Origin of the sequence: Actinoplanes sp. NPDC051851, from assembly GCF_040681165.1 — a bacterium.
Taxonomy (GTDB): Bacteria; Actinomycetota; Actinomycetes; order Mycobacteriales; family Micromonosporaceae; genus Actinoplanes.
Map to the genome: position 1 here is coordinate 1 of NZ_JBFAYF010000027.1, position 20,727 is coordinate 20,727.

12 protein-coding genes, 1 tRNA gene and 1 pseudogene are annotated in these 20,727 nt (G+C 64.7%); 4 read left to right on the forward strand and 10 right to left on the reverse strand.

Annotated elements, in window-relative coordinates; all coding sequences use genetic code 11:
- Nucleotides 1-114: 114 nt before the first annotated feature.
- Nucleotides 115-438, forward strand: a pseudogene (locus AB0M08_RS24545) (IS5/IS1182 family transposase); the annotation flags it as partial.
- A gap of 187 nt (nt 439-625) precedes the next feature.
- On the opposite strand, the gene AB0M08_RS24550 reads toward AB0M08_RS24545, so the two are convergent.
- The 5 genes from AB0M08_RS24550 to AB0M08_RS24570 form a co-directional block, all read right to left on the reverse strand.
- On the reverse strand, nt 626-4,054 hold the full coding sequence (locus AB0M08_RS24550; RefSeq protein WP_364497440.1) for a Swt1 family HEPN domain-containing protein: 3,429 nt from the start codon (nt 4,052-4,054) through the stop codon (nt 626-628).
- A 96-nt stretch (nt 4,055-4,150) separates the two neighbouring features.
- Nucleotides 4,151-6,958, reverse strand: a complete 2,808-nt coding sequence (locus AB0M08_RS24555) for a DUF1156 domain-containing protein (protein WP_364497443.1) — start codon at nt 6,956-6,958, stop codon at nt 4,151-4,153.
- 22 nt (nt 6,959-6,980) lie between these two features.
- Entirely contained in the window at nt 6,981-10,409 is a 3,429-nt protein-coding gene (locus AB0M08_RS24560; RefSeq protein ID WP_364497446.1) for a helicase-related protein, read from the reverse strand.
- A 480-nt stretch (nt 10,410-10,889) separates the two neighbouring features.
- Nucleotides 10,890-11,318 (reverse strand): ASCH domain-containing protein, encoded by a 429-nt coding sequence (locus tag AB0M08_RS24565; RefSeq protein WP_364497449.1) that lies wholly within the window; start codon nt 11,316-11,318, stop codon nt 10,890-10,892.
- A complete protein-coding gene (locus tag AB0M08_RS24570; RefSeq protein ID WP_364497452.1) occupies nt 11,315-13,393 on the reverse strand; it encodes a GNAT family N-acetyltransferase in 2,079 nt (692 codons plus the stop codon). The genes AB0M08_RS24565 and AB0M08_RS24570 overlap by 4 nt, the downstream gene beginning before the upstream one ends.
- A gap of 290 nt (nt 13,394-13,683) precedes the next feature.
- Here AB0M08_RS24570 and AB0M08_RS24575 point away from each other — a divergent pair, with 290 nt between their 5' ends.
- On the forward strand, nt 13,684-14,361 hold the full coding sequence (locus AB0M08_RS24575; protein ID WP_364497454.1) for a hypothetical protein: 678 nt from the start codon (nt 13,684-13,686) through the stop codon (nt 14,359-14,361).
- A 112-nt stretch (nt 14,362-14,473) separates the two neighbouring features.
- Here AB0M08_RS24575 and AB0M08_RS24580 read toward each other — a convergent pair.
- A tRNA-Asn gene (locus AB0M08_RS24580) sits at nt 14,474-14,546 on the reverse strand.
- 212 nt (nt 14,547-14,758) lie between these two features.
- Between AB0M08_RS24580 and AB0M08_RS24585 the strand changes: the two genes are divergently transcribed.
- Nucleotides 14,759-15,073 carry a hypothetical protein gene (locus tag AB0M08_RS24585; RefSeq protein ID WP_364497457.1) on the forward strand — a complete coding sequence of 105 codons (315 nt, stop codon included), beginning with the start codon at nt 14,759-14,761 and terminating at the stop codon, nt 15,071-15,073.
- A gap of 103 nt (nt 15,074-15,176) precedes the next feature.
- On the opposite strand, the gene AB0M08_RS24590 is transcribed toward AB0M08_RS24585, so the two are convergent.
- The gene (locus AB0M08_RS24590) at nt 15,177-16,307 is read right to left on the reverse strand and encodes a hypothetical protein (protein ID WP_364497460.1); all 1,131 of its coding nucleotides are present in this window, start codon (nt 16,305-16,307) and stop codon (nt 15,177-15,179) included.
- A gap of 557 nt (nt 16,308-16,864) precedes the next feature.
- On the opposite strand from AB0M08_RS24590, the gene AB0M08_RS24595 reads away from it, so the two are divergent.
- A complete protein-coding gene (locus AB0M08_RS24595; RefSeq protein ID WP_364497463.1) occupies nt 16,865-18,157 on the forward strand; it encodes a YihY/virulence factor BrkB family protein in 1,293 nt (430 codons plus the stop codon).
- Between the two features lie 77 nt (nt 18,158-18,234).
- On the opposite strand, the gene AB0M08_RS24600 is transcribed toward AB0M08_RS24595, so the two are convergent.
- Genes AB0M08_RS24600 through AB0M08_RS24610 form a run of 3 tightly spaced genes read right to left on the reverse strand, consistent with a single transcriptional unit; the run spans nt 18,235 to nt 20,727 of the window.
- Nucleotides 18,235-19,044, reverse strand: a complete 810-nt coding sequence (locus AB0M08_RS24600) for an ABC transporter permease (protein ID WP_364497465.1) — start codon at nt 19,042-19,044, stop codon at nt 18,235-18,237.
- Nucleotide 19,045: 1 nt separating this feature from the next.
- Nucleotides 19,046-19,804: an ABC transporter permease gene (locus AB0M08_RS24605; RefSeq protein WP_364497467.1), complete on the reverse strand. Its 759-nt coding sequence runs from the start codon at nt 19,802-19,804 to the stop codon at nt 19,046-19,048.
- Entirely contained in the window at nt 19,804-20,727 is a 924-nt protein-coding gene (locus AB0M08_RS24610; RefSeq protein WP_364497470.1) for an ABC transporter ATP-binding protein, read from the reverse strand. Before AB0M08_RS24610 ends, AB0M08_RS24605 begins: the two co-directional genes overlap by 1 nt.

The following is a 20,727-nucleotide window of genomic DNA, read 5'->3' on the forward strand; positions in this document are numbered from 1 at the left end:
CCGCCACAACTCCCACCGCGTCAAACGCCCCACCGACCACGGAACCCGCCACCCCGAACCAGCGATACCCATCGTGGCCTGCCCAAACGCCTTAAATTAACGGCATTGGCCCAAGACCTGAGCGCCGCCCGCGGCCATGGCATCATCAACGCGCTGAACAACGCTGACGTGATTACGTTCGCCGACAATGGCTACGAAGGTGTCGGCGGCTGCGTGCGCACCTCCTTCAAGCGGCGCCGCTTCCGGTCGAAAGCTGTCACGCCCGCAGAAGGCAGCCGACTGGACGGACGCGAAATCCGCGCCCATGGCGAGCGCGAGATCACCACGCTCAAGACCAGGAAAGTCCTAGCCAAGCTCCGTTGTTGCCCGCGCCGGGCCACAGCAATCGTGCGGGCCACCCTCGTCTTGCCCCACATCGAAGCGAACCGCTACGCAGGTGAAGAGGGCTCACTGACGGCGCGTCGGGGCGCCGATCGAGAGATCCGGGATAGCGCCGCTGGCCGTGAGATGCGGATCTGACTCCCGTGCGGCGCAAAGCCACGATGGGTTCGTTTACGGGCTGATCGCTAGCGGCGAGCGATCAGCCCGTAAACGCAATGCAAGCAGACGGCGTACGGAGCAGCCGTCAACGTTTGTCGCTATGTGTCCCTTCCTCGAAGCCAGCCTGGTCGAACTTCAAAGCCTGGCTGTTCTCGGAGACCGTGCGAATCTGGAAATCCGAGAAGCCGTGCCAGGCAGAAGCCTCGATCTCGACGCGGATGGTCAGGTTAACGTCCGGGGTGCCAGCCAGGTGTTGGATCACCTCGTCCATGAGCTTCTTAAAGTCCAAGCCATAGTGCGTCGCGTCGAGGGTCTTACTTCCGAAGAAGTAGTCAACCGTGAGTTCGTGCGACGGGGCCTTTCCACCGGCGCCGGATCCTGAACCAGAGCCCGCCCCGCTGCCAGTTCCAGACCCTCCTCCGGAACCAGACCCATGCCAACCGCCGGGATCTGGACTACTGCCGGTTTCCTGACCGTCGCTTCCTTCGCCGCCGGCCGCCGCTGCCGCGTCCCGGTCTCGCTGGGCGATAGCTACGTCCGGCTTGACCAGCAGCACGGCGTCTGAAATCTGGCCGAAGTCCGCAGGGGGGAGCCTGAGCCCATCGTAGTGATCGCCATCGTATGACAGCGCGATCGCGAAGCCTTCCTGCTGCCAGACGAGAGGCTGGTCGGCGATCCCGCGAACCAGGACTGACCGATCACGAAGCCGTGGCATGTACGGGTAGGTCGTGTATTGCCGCCACAGGTCGCCGACCTTGACGTGGCCGTTCTCCCAGAGCTTCGGGAGACGGTGCAGCCAGAGCGAGATCGCCGCGGCGGCCTGCTGGGTGGCCAGCTTGCCGTCAGCGCCGAGCCGCTTGGACACACGCTCCGCCAGCGACGTCGACTGCCCCTCTGCCTTGGTCGGGGTGATGACGAACGGGGAGCCCGGGTTCGGGGCTTCGGGCACGAGCGCCCAGTGGTAGGCGCCGAGCAGTCGGGCGTCCACGGTTTCGTGGGCTTGCCGCTTCTTCTCCGTCGCCTGGTTCTTCTGGTTCTGGGTGAGGTCCAGTTCGTCGGCGTCGTCCAGCACGCGGGACCAGCCCACGTAGTCCCGCACAGCTGCTTCCAGTTCCTCCCAGCGGTTCACGTCGGCCGCGAGGAAGACCAGCATGTTGCGATGCGTACGCTGCGCGGTCCCGCGATGTTCGGTCGCTTCCCGCGCGAAGTTGACAGCTTTGGACTCCGGATCGCCCTTCTTGTGGGTGACCTTGGGGTGGAGGATGACCAGGCGGGCTTCGTCGATGTCGCGGATGTCGCCGTTGTCGTCGGGGCAGACGTGGACGCCGGCGAAGTCGCCGGTGCGCCGTTCCTGGTCCGCCAGCCGCCGTTTCACCTCGGCCCAGACTTCTTCGATGTGCAGCCGTTCTGCCTGGTCCTTGGCCCGGCGCGTAATGTTCGCCTGGAGGTCGTACCAGTACTTGCCCGAGCCCGAGTAGAAGTACGTAGCGCGATCGCCCAGTGTGGCGAGGGCCGAATGGAAGTTGCCTGGGATGTCTCCCGGGATCGCGGTGCCGAGGAAGACTCGCTGACGTTCCAGGCCCTTGTGCGCTGATCCAATGGTGGGAGCTGCGCCGAAGAAGACCGTCCGAGCAAGGCGTTTGGTGATCCGCCGCGCCTGGAACAGCGGCTTCTCGTTGTCGATCTTCGTGGGCTCGGAGTTGGTGCCGTCGACGTCGGCGTCGATGACCGCTTTCCAGGAGTCCTGGAGGTACTGCGTGAGTTCCGAGTTCACCGACGATGTCCCGATCGGGATCGAACTCGGCATGATCAGCGGCCCGCTGTCCTCCCCCACCCACAACGCATGGATGACGGTATTCATCAGCCGCAGAACACCACGAGTCCGCTGGAACCGCTCAAGGCTGGACCAGTCCTCGTAAAGCCGATCGAACAGCTCCGGATGGATCGGGAAGGTTCGCTTGATGCGGTCCTCGTAGGCGCCGTCGCGCGCCTCTCGGGGGAACTCGTCGGAATGCTTGCGGTAAAACTCGACGAACGCTCGGGCAGTCGCCCCTATCGAGGCAAGCGAGGCTGCGTCAGGCGTGACAAACAGACGCTGCCGGACGATGTGGTAGGACTCGTCCGGCGAGGCTGGCCGCCACTGGTCCGCAACCCGACGTACGACGTTCTGGAGCCGCTGCAACGCCTCGAGGCCACGCCGACCACCAACTTCTTCAGCGTTGCCAGCAACCACCTCGTTGGGATCCTTGCCGGTCTCCGAAGCCGGGATCGAGACAGCGAGGAGGATCCCGCTGGTCGACTTGGCCGCCTCGGTCAACGACTGAGCAAAGGTGAACTGAGTGTCGAAGGTGCCACCGGCGATGCCGGCAGCTCGCGCCTCGTCCGGGTCGTCGGGCAGCTGACGCGCATAGGCGACCCACTCGTCGATCAGAATGACCGCCGGCGCGTACTCCGCCAGCAGATCATGTAGCGCCCGGCCGGGGTTGGTTCCCGCCTGGTCGGCGTCGGCCACGAACGCGTAGCCGTCCGCCTGACCCAACTGCCAAGCAAGCTCGCCCCACAGCGTCTTGACTACGGTGCCGTCGGATTTGGTCTCGCCTGTCGGAGCGAAGTGGTTACCGACGATCGCGACACGCTTGGCACTGTCGATGGAGTCATACCCGAGCGGCCCGAGCAACTCTTGAGTCTCCTGCGGGAACTCCCCCAGCTCAGTGCCATTGGCCAAGTGCCAGAGAGCCAGCATCGAGTGGGTCTTACCGCCACCGAAGTTCGTCTGCAGGTTGATGACCGGAGAGGCGTTGTCGTCGCGCGACATTCGGCGGACCGCTCGCTCGATCAGGTCCCGCAGACCCTCCGTGAGGTAGGTGCGCAGGAAGAACTGAACAGGGTCGGCGTAGTCGTTGGTCGCCTCACCTTGAGCGACCTTGAACAAGTCGGCGGCGAACTCCGAGGCCTGGAAGTTGCCGGTCGCAACATCGTCGTGCGGCCGAAGAACCTCACGCCAGGGCTTCAAGCCAGACGAGTCCGCTGTCTCCGCGGCGGCCTTGAGTGTCCGACGATCTTCCTTGTCCGCCGCCACCCGACGCAGGTTCAGTCGGATCCGGCCGATCCGGGTTGTGGCATCGCCCGCCCCGATCGCGTTCGCCAGCCGCTCAGCAGTGTCAAGCGCGCGGTAGGCATCATCATCGCTGAATGACTTCATGTGAGCCCAGGCGTTCCGCACATCAAGGAGCTCGCCGGCGTATGCCTCATGGACCCGGCTCAGCTGCCCGCGGAACGGGTACCAGCCCCTCTTGAAGCGTCCCGTGTAGTTCTGCGACAGCAACTTGAGCTGAACCTGCGGGTCACCACGGTTGTACTCACGGTCCATCGCGTTGTCGACCGACGCCACGACTTGGACCCACTTCGCTCCCGACGGCAGCTCAGGTTCCACGAGTCGGCTGATGAAGGCGTCCAGCGCCGGCGAAAGAACATCGAACATCTCGCCGATGCGGTCGCGGTTACTCGTCGCCATGGGGCACCTCCTGGTCCGAGACGACCACGTCGTCGGTGGGATCAAGCTGGCCGGTACGCATGTCCATCCTGCCTTCGTACAGCAATGCCCGCGGCATCAGTACTCGGCCTCCGAGTAGTCGATCTCGCCCTGCACATGCCGGACAGGCGCTGTTTTGGACGCCTCCATCACATCGCCCCACGACTGAGCCACGGTGTTGAACGTAATGGCGTCCTTCGCCCAGCCACTCTTCTCAGCGATAGAGAACAAGAGAAACGCCAACTCCTTGACCAGATCCAAGTCAACTGCACCATCAGGACGAGCTTGCGCAGCTGCCAAGAAGGCGCCAGCTGCTGGCACACCGTCAGACTCGAATACCCGAATAGCATGGTGCAATGCTTCCCAAGCCGAGGGGTGATCGTCAGCGATCACGTCGTAATCGTCTGGGCAGTCGGCCGGCCTAATGAGCGACACCTTGCCAGCACGACTCGTTAAGATTCCAGCGCGGTCCATTCGGTCAACCGATGTGTTCCTGGCCCGCGCTAGACTGTCCGCATCACCGAAATATCCAGTGCTGTAGCCATACTGACGGTACCAGGCGATTGCGAATCTAGTAGTTGCGTCGAAGTCGCCTTCCTGCTCACTCAATACCTGGTCCAGGATTTCGTTGATACGCGCCAGAGCAGACCGGACTGTCATCTGAGTTCCATCCGGCTCCAGAACCTTCGCGTAACGACTAAATACAGCCATTCCCGGGCCGATCGCGGCCTGAGGTAGATCAACCGGAGCAATAGCGCCCTGCTGCAACTTTCTCAAGGCATCTGGCAGCTCTGCCTGAAGCGCAGAAATAAAACCGCGGCGATCGACCGTGGAAGCGTTTTCGGGCCGCGGCCTCAAAGCGAGCACGATTGAAGATGCGAGCGCGTTCGTACCGATACTGATCATGCGGCCGCCACGCTCACTTCTACTCGGCCAGGTCGCGGTGATCGCCCATCCGCCTTTTACCATGCCATCCAGCAATGTTTCCCATCCAGAGGAGGTAGTTCCCTCGTCCGAGGAGTCAGACTGCTTGAACGCATACCAGACAGTGATTGGATAGTCACCATTAGCATACTTTCGGGCATTAGAGAAGATGCTTCTGAAACCGTCCTCAAAGAACCTACGAGCACCTTCCCTGCCATTCTGCCGATAGGGATTAGCCACAAGCTCTTCGGACTTCGGAACTAGCATTGTGCTTAGCAGTTGCGGATGAACAGATCGCAATGATCGCCGAAGCCATACATAGAAGAAATCAGAAAGATCCGAGTACCCAATATTGTCATAGTAGGGTGGATCCGTTGAGATCAGTGCCTCTTGGGAAACGGCCTTGATCGCGTCGGCCTGAACAACAGATGCTGACGCCACCCCATCCAGCCGCTCAACTACTCGAACTACTCCTCTAAGCATAAAAGTGAAGTTGCCCGACGCCTCAGAAAATGGATTCGCCTCGGCAAAATCCCACGTCATTGGAACAGCCTGACGAGCGAAGGTGTTTCGCAGCCCTTCGTTCTTCGGATCTGGCATCCAAGTTGAGATGGTAGATCCATAGTCCGCCAGGCGACTTACCGCGCAGCCGAGGTATGTCGCGACAGCGTCAGCGTAGGCCTCGGCTCCAGCTCCGCCTTCTTCCAATCGCTGCGCCCTCGGCATTCCAGCCGCAGCGGCATCACGAAGAACGACCTCACGGGCTTCCGAAACCAGGTCGCTAAAGGTAGCAAGAGCAACAAGCTGACGATCAGTAAAAAGCTCAGTCCATTTCTTCATACCGTACGCCTGAACGCGGAAACTCGGCGCCTGATCAGGAATCCTGGCATCAGGCAAGTCCATGAGCGGCAAGGTTTCTGCGGCTTTTACCGCGTCATCCGTTGGGGGGAGGTAAGAACGCTGCCGCTTTCCCTCAGCAACAACGGCCATCAACTGCTGCCGTAGGCGGCCTTCTCGCCCCTCAGACCGCACATATTTGAGGTCAACTGAAGCCTGGCATGCAAGACAGAATGCTCCAGTCCTACCCACGGTACCATCATTCTCGACAGTAGGCGCGTTAGCCACAGAATGGCCAATGTCGAACTTGACCCGAAGCCCAGATGGGTGATCTTGGTCAGTCACAACCGAAGGAACGATGTACGCCTCTTTTCCCTTCTTCTTACCCAACCACCACGACCGAACCAACGGCATTTCAACACCGCAGGCAGGATTAGGACATGTGACAGTTCGGGCCCAGATCCAGGCAATGGACGTAGCCCGAGAACCGTCTTTCAGATTCCCCTTTGGATAGAGGTGACCTATCCGCCTTTCGGCTTCTTCACGCATCCAGTTGCCATACGCCTGAATATCTGCAGCTAAACCCTCAAGTCCACTCCATGATCGGAACTCAGACGTAGCCAGATCAGGAAATACTGGTGCAAGGCCGCGAAACTTGGGCGGAATCTCAATCAGGGCCTTGTTGATCAAAACCGCCACGGGATTAAGATCCGAGGCGCGCGCCTCCAGCCCAAGCCGCTGCGCTTCAAGAGGTATGGTTCCACCGCCAGCAAAAGGATCTAAGATCGCCGGCGGATGGCCATCGCAGGACTTCATGATCTCCGCTCGAGCTTCGGCCAGAAGCTCGGGGTCACGGATGTCTTCCCAAACGGCCAGACGTTCGATGATTTTATGCAGCCGGTCGCGCTCCGCTCGCTGCAAATCTTCCGTAGAGAAGGTTTCAGGATCAGACGATGGATCGTCGACAAGCTGGGCAAAAAGCACCGACCTTGCCGCCGCAAGTGGCCGACGAGCCCACCACAGATGGAGTGTCGAGGGATGGCCGTGACGAATCGATTTTTCTCGAGCCGACTCACGGTTGATCGTCTCCAGCGGGAGCGCGACTTCAATCAGCTTGCGCTTCATCAACTTCCTCAGATTTTCCTAATCAGAACGGCGAGCTACCCGCGGCCCAGGTCTTCGTCCAGCCAACACGAATTCCGGTTGCGTCAAGGTCTCCGAAACCCACACCCGCGAATGGATCAGCGACGTAGCGAACTTGATCTTGATCGGGGCCGGCCTTGCTAACAATGACCAAAGCGAGCCTGTAATCAGGGACAGCGTTCTTGCCGGTAATGACCTCGTTGTGAGTAACGAAGAAATCTTCGGCGCCCTCGATGCGAGCCTTCACCTCGATACGGATTGAAGCAGCACCGTCGCCGGGGATAGACAAGATGTCGTAGCCGGGATTGTTGAACGCTTGCTCCTGCGGCTCACGGCCGAGGGCCCGTTCAGTTGCGAGCACCAGTTCAACACCCCGTCGCTCCACGGCCTTGGTTTCCTTTGCGTGGATGGGTGCCTCGGGCGCGATTTCGTCATCAACCATGGCGAGCGGCAACACGAGGGCCGCGGTCATGATACGAGGCGGCTTGGTGGCAAGCTGCGATTGCTGATCAAGAACCGCCAGACGGTTCTCTCGGCGGGCGATGAGTTCCTGAGCCTTACGCATGAGGCTGTCGGAGGTCTCCTTCGGCTTGACTCCGACCCTCTCCTTCTCCTGGGCAGCCATCGACTCGCCGATGAGTCGGTTCGACTCATGCGCCAGCCGCTGGTCCACCCGCCCGCGCGTGCGCTCGACTTCGGCAAGCCGGCGGGGTGATACCTCAGCGAGGTACTCCTTCAGTTGATGACCGATGATCCATGTCCGCGCCCGCGACTCAGCATCGGCAAGCCATGCCTGCTTCGTTACTGATGCCACGACTGCATTCCGCGGCGCCGCAACACAGTCGAGGTACGGGGCAGGGCCCGCCGGGCGGACCTCTCCCCGAGGATCGACGTAGGCGTACCCGAATCGGCGGGCGATCGATTCGCCCGTGCCGTCGACGACTTCCTCGACGACTCCCACCAGCAGATTCGGCTCCTCGATCTCGGGAGATACGAGAACGGTGCCCCGCTCGAGCGTCGGACGGAGCTGAGCGATGGTGAGCGTGGCGACGGCGTCGTGCAGCGGGTGCCCAGGCGCCAGAAGATCCGCTCGTGGCCGGTCGTCAACATCCACGCGGTCGAGTTCGAAGGTGACTCGCTCATAGCGGGTGGCGACAGGTCCATGCTTGGTGACCGCTCGAACGTTTGCTGGAACGTGGGTGATCTCGAAGCGGCCCCGTTCGCGTCGTGCCAGCCGGCCACCAAGCCGCTGAAAGCCATGGCGGAAGGCCCACTCGATGTAGTGCGGCTGGAGGCGGCGTGCCCGCGCCTCCTCCATCAGCCGCTGCATCTTGGCCAGGTCGGCGTCCGACATGGCGTCGCGGGCAAGGGCGCGCTCTTCAAGAAGCTCTTTGAGCCCGTGCGCAACCGACTCGTCGATGACCTTCTCCATCTTGGCCCGGGTCTCCGGCAGGTCGCCGTACCGGATGGCATCGATCAGCAGGTCACGCAGCGGCGTCTCGTCGAAGGCAGATCCCAGCACATCGAAGACCTTGCCGCCGTATGCCTTCCGCTGTTCCTCGACCTTGAGCAGCAGCCGGGCGAAGACCTCGCCTTCTCGAGTGTTGACGGCAACGAGGTTCCATAGGCGGCACACTTCGGTCTGCCCGATGCGGTGAACCCGGCCGAACCGCTGCTCGATGCGGTTGGGGTTCCAGGGGAGGTCGTAGTTGACCATCAGGTGGGCGGCCTGGAGGTTGAGGCCCTCGCCAGCAGCATCGGTGGCCACGAGGACCTGACAGACCGGGTTCTTGGTGAACTCCTCGGTGATGGCGCGGCGGTCTCCTCGCCGAACCCCGCCGTGGATCGCCTGCACAGTCTCAGGCTTCCCGAACAACGACCGGATCTTGCGAGTCAGGTAGTCAAGGGTGTCGCGGTGCTCGGTGAAGATGATGAGCTTGCGCGGCTTATCAGCATCGGGGTGGATAAGGTCGTTGTCCTCCAGGATCTTGCGGAGTTCGACCCACTTCCGGTCGGTGTCGAGGCCGCGGACCCGGCGGGCCACGTGGATCAGTTCATCGAGGTCAGCGAGTTCGGCGTTCAGTTCCTCGATCGTGCGGGCGGCAGTGGCTGCATCAAGGAGCTCATCCTCGATCCGCTCCGATTCCTCCGCGCTGTGGTCGTCATCGTCCCAGTCGCTGACGTCGATCGGCGCGGGCTCGTCGCTCACCCCCCGGCCATGGATAAGATCGTCGCGGCGGCGCTTGAGCCGGTCTGATCGCCGGACGAGAGATTGGAAGATGGCCTCTGGGCTGGATGCCAGCCGTCGCTGGAGCACAGTAAGGGCGAACCCGACGGTGTTGCGTCGCTTGTCGTCAAGCCGGGCTGCCCGGTTCATGCCCTCCCGGACGTATCGGGTGACTCGCTCGTAGAGATCCTTCTCGTCCGCGGTGAGGTCGTAAGGAACCGTCTGAGCGATCCGCTCGGGGAAAAGCGGCTTGCCGTCGAAGGTAAGCAGGTCCTCCTTGACCATGCGTCGCATCAGCCCGCTGGTGTCAGGGTTGTGCAGGCCGGCCTTGAACTTGCCCTCAAAGCCGTCGCGCTCGAGCAGTGTGAGGAAGAGCTGGAAATCCTCCTCCTTGCCAGCGTGTGGTGTGGCGGTCATGAGCAGCAGATGGCGGGTGCGGTCACGCAGCGTCTCGCCCAACTGGAAGCGCCGGGTCTTATAAAGCTTGCCCCCGAAGTAGTGAGCGCCCATGCGGTGGGCCTCGTCCACGACCACCAAGTCGAACTCGGCTTCTTCGAGCTGGGCGGTCAGGTCCTCGTTGCGGGCGAGCTGGTCCATTCGGGCGATAAGCAGTGGATACTGCTCGAAGACGCTTACACCGAGCGTGGTGTCGACCATGCCACCGCTCAAAATGTCGAAGCGCAGGCCGAACTTGAAGAACAGCTCGTCCTGCCACTGGTCGACCAATCCCCCTGGTGCGACGATCAAGCAGCGCTTGACGTCATCACGGAGCAGGAGCTCCTTGATGTACAGGCCGGCCATGATGGTCTTGCCGGCGCCCGGGTCATCGGCGAGCAGGAATCGGAGCGGCGCCCGGTCGAGCATCTCGCCGTACACGGCTCGGATCTGGTGGGGCAGCGGCTCGACGTCGCTGGTGGCGACGGCCAGCATCGGATCGAACAGGCCGGCCAGCGAGATCCGCTGTGCTTCGGCGACCAGCCGAAACTCTGCAGCGTCGGCGTCAAATGGCCGGCTACCCGCATCGGAAAGCTGGAGCTTGGCCTCGTCAGCGCGGAAGATGACCTGCTGGCGAAGACCGCCGTCAAGCGTTTTGTAGGTCAACTCGAGCGCATCGGCGCCGTGCCACTGCGCGGCAACCACGATGACCGTCTCGCCGGGCACCACTCCGGTAACACGGACACCGGACGAAAGATCCTCAAGCTTCACCGACTACCTCCAGCTCGATAGCTCGCTGAGCCTACCGGCGACCTATGACATTACCGTCCATCCCAGCACCGACACCGTCCGTGTGACCTGGACACGTCTATTCCGCTTGAGCGCTCTACCATCGCCAAGCCGCATACCATCGACTCAGCGCGAAGACAGGGATAGCCAAACCGGCATAAATCCAACATTCGTATCGGATATTGCACATCGGGGCAACTGGCCACGGAAGTACCTCGCTGGCGCCGGACTGCTCAAATAAGTGCCGCGAGCGGCAAGGGGTCCGAGCGGCCGCCTGAGGTCGACCGCTCAAAGAACTCCACTGTTGCATAGTGCCCGGGCAAGGTCCGATGGGACCTAGATTCGGCAGCCGTGGGCAAACACAGCACCGAATGGCCCGCCGCGAAAGCGCGCTCTGCCAATATCCGTGAAAATCGACGGTTCGCACTTCTGTCCGGACGAACCGACGTCGCTGGCCATCCTCTATCTGAGTAGCTCCTGTAGCGGCTGAGGATCGCCGGGTGTTAGGTATCGGTAGCTTTGTGGCGGCCTAAATCGGGTCGCATTGTGCAGTTGACCTAAGGGCAGGGGTGCGTCGAGCCGTTGGACATGTTCCACGTCGATGACACATGCTGTGGCACACCCATCGAGGTACTGATCGAACTCCGTCCGAGTCAGCGCTAGCCGGCTCCCAAAGCGGCGCCAGGCGGTTGCTGGAGGTAACGCGTGGACCTCCGCGATCCTCGCGGTCCCCACTACCGCCATGATGGGAGCGCTGGAGTAAAGAATGATGCGCGTTCCCTTCGGCGCACCGACTCGCTGCCGGCGTAGCTCCGCAGTCTTACGGCCATCGAGGATGGCGTCGGCAAAGCGGGGGCGTAACGACAGCACCAATGCACGCGGTGACGTCATGAGGCGACCTGTCCCTCCTGGTAGATAGCGGCGAAGAGATCGCGGGGAATGCGCCGGGGCGAGTACGGGATCACCGCCGCGTTGTATGCCTTGCCGAGGGCCTTCAGGCGGCTAAGCGGCACAGGGCGCGGGAAGTTCTCTGTACTGCTAAAACGAATCGCCTGTGCCTTGCCGTTACGGGCAACTTCCATGATCTGCGCCAACTGCCAGACACCGAGGTGCCGGAAACGTTCATATAGTGCCTCGGGACTATCGACGACAGCAGCGTCAACGTGCGAGCAGCCGATGATCCCCGGAGCGTGTTGAGACGCGCGAGCATCGGAACTGAGATACCAGAGGATCCGGCTCTGTGCGGTTACGACACCGGGCCGCGGGCTGCGGTAATAGACGTGATCGCGGCTGAGAGCGAGCTCGGCGGGCCGGGCGGTGAGTGTCTCGGGTACGCCGAGTAGTTCAGCCGCCCACCGCGGCTGTATGGAGACGATGCAAGTTTGGATCTGCGCGTCGAGGATCTTCGCAGGCCACCATGTCCGCTCGATCTCAGTGGCGGCTGCTGCGGGCATACCCGATCGTAACGGGACAGGCTCTGGAAGATTCGCGCGGCGTGCTGCTTTCGAGGCGGCCTGCCACACGTCATCAGCGGAGCCGCTGAGCCCGAGAACCAGGGTGGAGTAGCCGTCTTCGGTCCGCCGGAACCCATCGGCGATGGCGGCGTACTCAGTGGCTTGAGACGGATGAGGATCGGTCACCATCAGGACCGACCGGCCAGCCTCGACTGTCAGACGGCGTAGCGAGAACAGAAGCTGCCGGGCGATGGTGTCGGCATGTCGATGGTCAAGCACCCGCAAGATCGGCACCTCGACCCGCGTCTCCGTCGTGCTCACCACATACAGGGCGACGAGGCGGCCCGCCGGATCAGCGATCGTCTCCCACCTGTTGCCCCCGACTGCAAGTCGGCGCAGCCGTTGCTTGAAAGCATTCGGCCGTTCCCGTGCCGGGCCGTTGACGAAAGGGAGAAGCGCTTCTTCCTGAGCAGCGCCGACAGGCTGGCTGCGGTATTCACTGCCCTGCACGGCCGCGGGCCGGTAGACCTGCGCCTGAGTCAGCTCGTCGATGTGTAGCAGCACGTGAGCCGGGTGGAGGATCCGCAAGCCGAACTTATCCGCTGCGGCGCTGCCAACGAGCCGGCGTAGGTTCTCGTCGCGGCTCACCAGCACGGTGATACCGGCGGCTGCAGCTTCTGCTACGTGGCGAACATCGGCTCTGTCCTGCGGGGTTTGCGGATATGCCGGAGCAAGTCGCCGGGCTGCATCCACCAGTGTCTGCTCGCAGCGGTCCGCTTCGCCTGCGTCGGCACGTACATCAACGAACTCGCTGGCTGTGATGGTGCAGCGCTTCCGCATCTCGTCCCCGTCGATACCAGCGATCTCCAGCAGTAAGGCGGGGGTGACGACCAACTCGAGCTGATCGACGATGTGATCGGCACGTAATGCGCGAGATGCGCCGGCGTCGGTGCGTGAACCATCGACGAAGTCTCTGATGATGTTGAGGTCGACTGCGGCGCGCAGTAAAGCCGGTTCCGGACGTGAGAGCAGGTCGGTATGACCATGGTCAAGCCACCAGGCCACCAGAGGAAACCCCTGCTTGCTCCGGCCTTTCATCTCACTTCGCTGCCGGAAACCAAGGTGAACCCACATCGCGTCGATGCCGTAACTGTGTCGGCATTTGACCAGAATGCCTAGCTGATCGGCATGCTTCGAGCTGAGGTGGGCTACCAGCTTTCGGGCGATTCCTTCGCGACGTCGGTCTCCGCGAACGCAGAGGTGCGCCAGAGCGACTCGGTTCCGGCTGAGTCGGTACAGGGCGTATCCGATGACCTTGTCTCGCTCTAATGCCACCAGCAGCGTTCCTCGCGCGATGTGCTCCAAGTAGGCGCTCGGCGACATGAAGCCGACTGTCTTGCTGTTCTGATCGCCAAGTTCGATGACTTGATCGATCAGTCCGACGTCACGAGTGGAGATCGAACGCACCTGCACTGCATCGACGGCATCAATGCCGTCACCTCCCTCATGCATTCACGAAGTGTCCCCTATGGCCTACGGATTGTCAGCAGCGAGAGATCGCCACGGAAGCTATTGAGATGGACTGGCTGGACAAACTATCTCCTCCGCTGCAGCGACTGCTCTGTCGATCTTGCGAGGCCCAAGCAGCCGTTTACGTTCCAAAGATGCCCTGCCGCCGTGGTCGATCACTCACCACCCTCATCTGTCTCCTTTCGGACAGTATCCGCACGGCGCGTCGACTGGACATCCCTCGTTGTTCAGTCGGACCTCCTTACCCAAGGGGATGAACAGAGAGGAAAGAAGTGGGCAAAGTGAAAGGGCATGTCGTCGGCGGCCTCACGTTCCCGGCGCTGCGCGTCGCGGTTGAGGACATCTCCGACTGGCGCTGGTATGCCGTCAGGGAGGAAGGCTGTGGGGTGAAGCTGGTGCGCCGGCTCGGCGTCCGCACCGCGGAGATCCGCTGGGACGATCAGTGGTGGCGTTGGCAGATCCTCGATGAGAAGCGAGCGGTGCTGATGCACGGCCAGGGCGGACGGCTCACCGAAGCTCTGGCCGAGGCCGAGGATGCTCAACCGTACGAATACTCGCCTTGCCCGACCTGGTGCCGGGACGACCACGCCTTCAAATTCGGCGACAACAGTCAGTTTCACTCGATCGACGACGACATCACCGTCAGCGAGGGCAGAAAGACGGCAACGGTCAGCACCTGCTACACGAGTGCCCCGTGCTCAGACGCAGCGTACGGACCAGTGGTCTACGTCGGTGGTCTCGACGACTGCGAGATGACGGTGACCGAGGCTGAGGCACTGCGAGCGGCACTGGCCCGAGCGATCGAACGTGCCGAAGAGGCCCAGGAACTTCGCGCTCGGGACGATGAACGGCGCCGGCAGTCCAGCATCCGGCAGCGTACGAGTGTAGAGATGCGGAACCTCGCTCTGCCCCTGGCGTGTGAGTACACCGAAGGGCTGCGGGCGGCATAGGAAACCTGATCACACCCCGGCAGCGCTACGAGCCAACGGAACCAGTTATCCGACAAGACCGGGGCTGGTACGGCAAAGGGGCCACCGAAGTGGCCCCTGACCTGGGTAAACGCTCCCCCGATTGGACTCGAACCAATAACCTGCCGGTTAACAGCCGGCTGCTCTGCCAATTGAGCTACAGGGGATCGTGCTCGCCATCAGGTCTTCCTTGCGGTCTCCCTGGTGACGGAGAACAGACTACATGACCGTGGGACCCGGGCGCGAAGGGGTTACCCCTCGAGTCACGCCTGCACCGGAGAAGCGGCCGGAAACCGGCATGGAGGGAGTATCGGCGCGGCAGGATGGGTAAGCACCCCCGCAGACGCATGCGCGTCACGAAACGGAAGGAGCCGCCATCATGCGCGGAAAGCTCTTGTTCCTCACCGGTCTCGGCGCGGGCTTCGTCCTGGGCAGTCGTGCCGGCCGGGAGAAGTACGAGGAGATCCGGGCGAACGCCCAGAAGCTCTGGGAGCACCCGACGGTCCAGGAGGCCGCGGGCGTCGCCCAGGCCCAGGCGAACAAGCTCTACAGCGAGGGCAAGGACAAGCTGCAGTCGTCCAAGCTCGGCGAGAAGCTGAACACCACCGGCACCACCACCCCGGACACCACCGACGAGTTGCTGGCACCGACCGACACGCTCTCCGGCACGAAGAGCACCGGCAGCACGTACTGACGCGAGACCGTATCGTTCGGGCCGCCCTCCGGGGCGGCTCGTCGCGTCTCCGGCGGCTCGCTCCGGGCCGCGGCGACGGACTTCCCCCAGATGCGCCCCGGCTTCAGGGTGCGGCGCAGGCTTCCTGCTCCGGCACCAGGCCGAGGGTGGTGAGTTCCCCCATCACGTACGCCAGATCGGCCGCCGCCTGATCGGTGCCGCCGGCCAGAGCCTCGACCTCGATGTACTCGGTGCGCGCCGCGTCGGCGGCGAGGAGGTGCCGCAGCACCGGCTGCCACCCGGCCCTGGGGTCGGTGATCCGCGCGGTGATCACCGAGAGGCCCGCGTCGGTGAGGCGGTCGATCCCGTCCTCCGGGGCGGCCCAGTCCCGCACCACGGTCGCCAGGTCCAGACAGACGCCGAGCCGGTCCTTGTCCACCCGGGTCAGCGCGGCCACCACGTCCTCCGGGCTGTCCAGGACGCAACCGGGCCCGGGCTGGAATCCGGCCCGGACCGCCCGCCCGACCCGCCAGGCGAGATCGGCGAGGCTGCCGGAGAGGCGGGAGAGGTGCCGCGCCCCGTTACGTTCGTGGTTCTCGTCCCAGTCCTCGCGCCGGCCCAGCCCGCAGCTCATGACCGCGCCCCGGACCTCGTCCTCGGGCAGCAGGTCGACCAGGATCCGGGCCAGGTCGAGGGTGTGCTGCAGGCGCGCCGGCTGGCTCCAGTCCGGCAGTTCCAGGCTCGCCGGCTCCTTCGCGTCGCCGGCTATCCCCCCGGCCGCGTCGCCGGATATGGCACCGCCGGCTATCCCCCCGGCCGCGTCGCCGGATATGGCACCGCCGGGTATCGCCCCGCCGGGTATAGCGCCGTCCGCGGGCTCACCCACCGGGCCGCCTGCGGCCTCACGGAGGGCCGCACCACCGGGGAGACCGACCGGGCCGCCGCCGCACGGGTCGGGATCCTTCTCGCCGCCGCCCCGGACACCGGGACCGCCGCTCAGCGTGACGACCTCGAGGCCACGGGCGTCGAGTTCGGCACGCAGCCGGGTACGGGCGCGCCCGTCGTTCACGAGGGCGGCGGCGAGGACGTACGGCAGACGCAGAGCGATCGCCAGAGTGCCGGAACCGAGCCTGGACCGGAGCACCGAGGCTGCGGCGTCGATCTGCGCGTACGCCGCGACCGGGGTCTGCGCGTCGGCTAGGCTGACGCCGCAGTTCAGGTGCACGATCCGGCCGGAGGGATGTCGCAGCCGCATCATTTTCCTCCCCGGACGTGACCACCCGTGCAGGTGCACGTGCATTCGCGCGTGCTAGCGGATCCAGTATGGACCATCCGCAGGGCGATCCCTGATACGCCGACAACCTGCCTGCGGGGTGCCATGACCGCCTCCATCCGTGGAATGCCTCACCTTCCGATACGAGCGTGCGTCGCGACGCGGATCACCGGCGTACGGCGGGTGCGACGCGGTGACCGGCCGGAACATGATCTAGAACTGTCAGAGACATTCATGTCGGACAATGATCAGGTGCCGGGTGACCTGGCGGTAGCATTTCCTCACACCCATTGAGAGAGCGTTTTCGGGCACCCCTGGACGTTCACCATGTGCACAAATGGACATGCATTGGTCGCCTGCCCGTGCGTACGCCCCGTGCCGCGGCACACCCGTCTGCACACCGGCCGTCGCACTCGGCATCCGATGCGTGATTAGGCCGCACCGACACCGGGAACCACAGGGAGGAAGCCATTGCACGCCGTGACCACGATGGGAGGCGTGACACGGCGCTTCGCCCGTCGCCCGGAGGGATGCCGCACATGAGACTCCGTCACCGCCCCGACGACCGTCCCTCCGACCTCCCGGAGAACGGCACCTCCCCCACGGCCGGTCTCGTTTCATCCGCGGGAACTCCCACTTCGCCGACGGCCACGCACGCGGAGGCCACATCGATGCAGGAGACCGCCGCTTCCGCCGAGCGGGCGGTCGGCGAGCCCGCGAACACACGAGAACACGGCGACGGCGGGCAGGACGACCGTCCTCGCGGCCCCGAGGGTGCGCGGCGTCGCGAGGACGGTGACTACGATCTGGCGGCCGCGGCGACCACCGACGTAGGGCGGAGCCACGACCCCCGCGATCTGAACGCGCCCGGGCCCGATGCGGGGCCGGACCGCCCCACCGAGCTGCGTACCCGAGGGCTGTTCGCCGCCCTGAAGCGGACCTTCCAGCAGTTCTCCGAGGACAACGTCTCCGACTGGGCCGCCGCGCTCACCTACTACGGCGTCCTGTCGATCTTCCCGGGCGTCCTGGTGATCGTCTCGCTGCTCGGGCTGATCGACGACAACGGGCAGCAGACGGTGCAGGACGCGGTTCACCAGATCGCGCCCAACCAGCAGCTGCGCGACCTCGTCGACACGGTGCTCACCCAGGTGCAGGGCACCGGTAAGGCGGGCCTCGCCGCGATCATCGGTCTGCTCGCCGCGTTCTGGTCGGCGTCCGGCTACATCGCGGCCTTCATGCGCGCCTCGAACGCCATCTACGACGTACCCGAGGGCCGTCCGATCTGGAAGACCCTGCCGATCCGGGTGGGCGTCACCGCCGCGGTCGGCGTCATGCTGATCATCTCCGCCGCGATCGTCGTCTTCACCGGTGACCTGGCCCGGGTGGTCGGCGAGAAGATCGGCCTCGGCGGCGTCGCGGTCGGCACCTGGAACATCGTGAAGTGGCCGGTTCTGATCGCTCTGGTCAGCCTGATGTTCGCGGTCCTCTACTGGGCCTCACCGAACGCCAAGACCGGCGGTTTCCGCTGGGTCAGCCCCGGCGGGATCTTCGCGGTGATCCTCTGGGGCACCGCCTCCGCGGCCTTCGCGATCTACCTGGCCAACTTCGCCAACTACAACGCCACGTACGGCACCCTCGGCGGTGTCATCGCGTTCCTGGTCTGGCTCTGGATCTCGAACATCGCCATCCTGCTCGGCGCCGAGCTCGACGCCGAACTGGAACGCGGCCGCGCCATCGCGGCCGGTCACCCCGCCGACGCCGAGCCGTTCCTGGAGCTGCGCGACACTCGCAAGGTCAAGAAGCACCGCGAGCACGGCCTGCGCCAGGACTGACCACCCTCCAGGGCGGGCTCCAGCCCAGCCCGCCCGCCGGGGCGCCCGATCAGGGCGCCCCGCCGCATGTCAGCGCCTCATTCGCAGAGCAGCCTGCCCATCCGGCGGCCGGCGAAAGTCAGGCCGAGCGCCAGTAGCGCGAGCAGGTAGAGCACGTCGGCGACCTGGGACGGGCCCACGCCGGCGGTGGTGATGCCACGGATCAGGTCGACCGAGCGGTAGAGCGGGGAGAGCTCGACCAGCCAGCGGACCGCCGCCGGGTACGCCGTGGCCGGGACGAAGGTGCCCGAGAAGAGGAAGAGGGCGAACTGGCCCGCCGCGATCAGGTCGAACTCCTGCCAGCTGCGGATCAGGGTGGCCACCGTCATCCCCAGGGCGCCGAACGCGAAGCCGACCAGCACGGTGGCCGGGAACGCGGCGAGCGCCCGCAGCGGCGTCGTCAGGTCCATCGCCACCATGATCACCAAGAACGCCAGCGAGTAGATGTTGCCGCGCATCATCGCCCAGGCCAGCTCGCCGAGGGCGATCTCGAAGGGGCGCACCGGCGTGGCGAGCATGCCGTCGTACAGCCGCATGAACTTCATCTTGCCGAAGAAGTTGAAGGTGGTCTCGGCGAGCGCACCGCTCATCGCCGAGGCGGCCAGCATCGCCGGGGCGACGAACTCCGGGTAGCTCACCAGCCGGCCACCGGGTAGCGCGATGTCGCCGATCAGCGCGCCCACCCCGACCCCGATCGAGAAGAGGTAGAGCACCGGCTCCAGCAGGCCGCCGACCATGACCAGCCAGTAGACCGAGCGCAGCGACGCAGCGTTCCGCCCGGCGACCGAGGCCGCACGGCGCCCGCTGCCCTCGAACGAGACCAGCCGCGGCAGCACGAGGTTCAGCACGTCAGATCACCAGCCTTCGCCGGTAGCGCCGGTGGGCGAGCAGCCAGCCGGCCGCGCACCAGAGCACCAGGTAGAGCACGTGCCCGAGACCGGCCGGCCCCGGGTTCTCCCCGAGCGTGGCGGCCCGGGTCAGGTCCACCCCGTGCCAGAGGGGAAGTGCGTACGCCACCCAGCGCAGCAGCGTGGGCAGCGACTCGACCGGGAAGAAGACCCCGGAGAAGAGCGACATCGGGAGTACCGCGAAGCGGAACAGCACGGCGAGGTAGGTGTCGCTGGAGACGGTCGCCGTGTAGGCCGCCGCGGGCAGCGCCACCGCCGCACCGGCCAGCACCGCGATCGGCAGCACGGCGAGCGACCAGGCCGAGCGCAGGGTGCCGAAGGCGGCGGCGATCAGCAGGAAGGCCCCGATGCTCATCGCCACCCGCAGCAGCATGAAGGCGAGGTGGCCGCCGAGGATGTCGGCGATCCGGAGCGGCGCCGCGACCTGCGCGAAGTAGGTCCGCACCCACTCGAAGCAGCCCATCACCGGCCAGGTGGACTCGCCGAGCGCGGTCTGCACGGCGGTCGAGGCGATCAGGCCGGGGACGATCCAGTCGAGGTACGCGACGCCGTCGACACCGCCCCGGACGTAGCCACCGACGCCCAGGCCGAAGCCGAGGAGCGCGAGCAGCGGCAGCAGCATGCTCGACAGGACGTTGGCCCGCCAGGTCCGCCGGTAGTTGACCAGGTGGTACTCGAGGACGTAGACCGCGGGCGTCATCAGTCCACCAGCGTCCGGCCGGTGAGCTGCAGGAAGACGTCCTCCAGGCCGCTGCGGCGGACCAGCGAGCCGGACGGGCTCAGCGAGCGCCGGTGCACCTCGGCGAGGGCGTCGTCGCCGTCGGCCACGTAGAGCAGGATCCGGTCGGGCAGCACCTCGGTCCGCTCGCCGATGCCGGCCAGCTTCTCCGCGTACGTCCCCTGGTCCTCGGTGGCGAACCGGAGCTCGACCACCTCGCGGGTGGAGTGCCGCTCGATCAGCTCCCGTGGCGAGCCCTCGGCGACGATCCGGCCGCCGTCCATCACCACGAGCCGGTCGCAGAGCTGCTCGGCCTCGTCCATGTAGTGGGTGGTCAGCACCAGCGTGACGCCCTGCTGCTTGAGCCGGAACAGCCGCTCCCAGACCAGGTGCCGGGCCTGCGGGTCGAGGCCGGTGGTGGGCTCGTCGAGCAGCACGATGTCCGGCTCGTTGACCAGCGCGCGGGCGATGGTGAGGCGCCGCTTCATCCCGCCGGAGAGCGGCTCGACCCGGCTGCCAGCCCGCTCGCTCAGCTGGACGAAGTCGAGCAGCTCGTCGGCGCGCCGCCGGGCCACGGCACGCGAGATGCCGAAGAAACGGGCGTACGTCACGAGATTCTCCCGCACCGTCAGCTCGAGATCGAGGTTGTCGAGCTGGGGGCAGACGCCGAGGCGGGCCCGGATCGCCGGGCCGTCGCGGCGCGGGTCCATGTCGAGGATCCGCAGCACGCCGCCGGTGGGTGGGGAGACACAGCCGATCATGCGCATGGTCGAGCTCTTGCCGGCGCCGTTCGGCCCGAGGAAGCCGAACGCTTCCCCGGCCCGCACGTCGACGTCGATGCCGTCGACCGCCGTGAAGGTGTCGAATCGCTTGATCAATCCGCGGGCATGGATCAGAGAGACCAT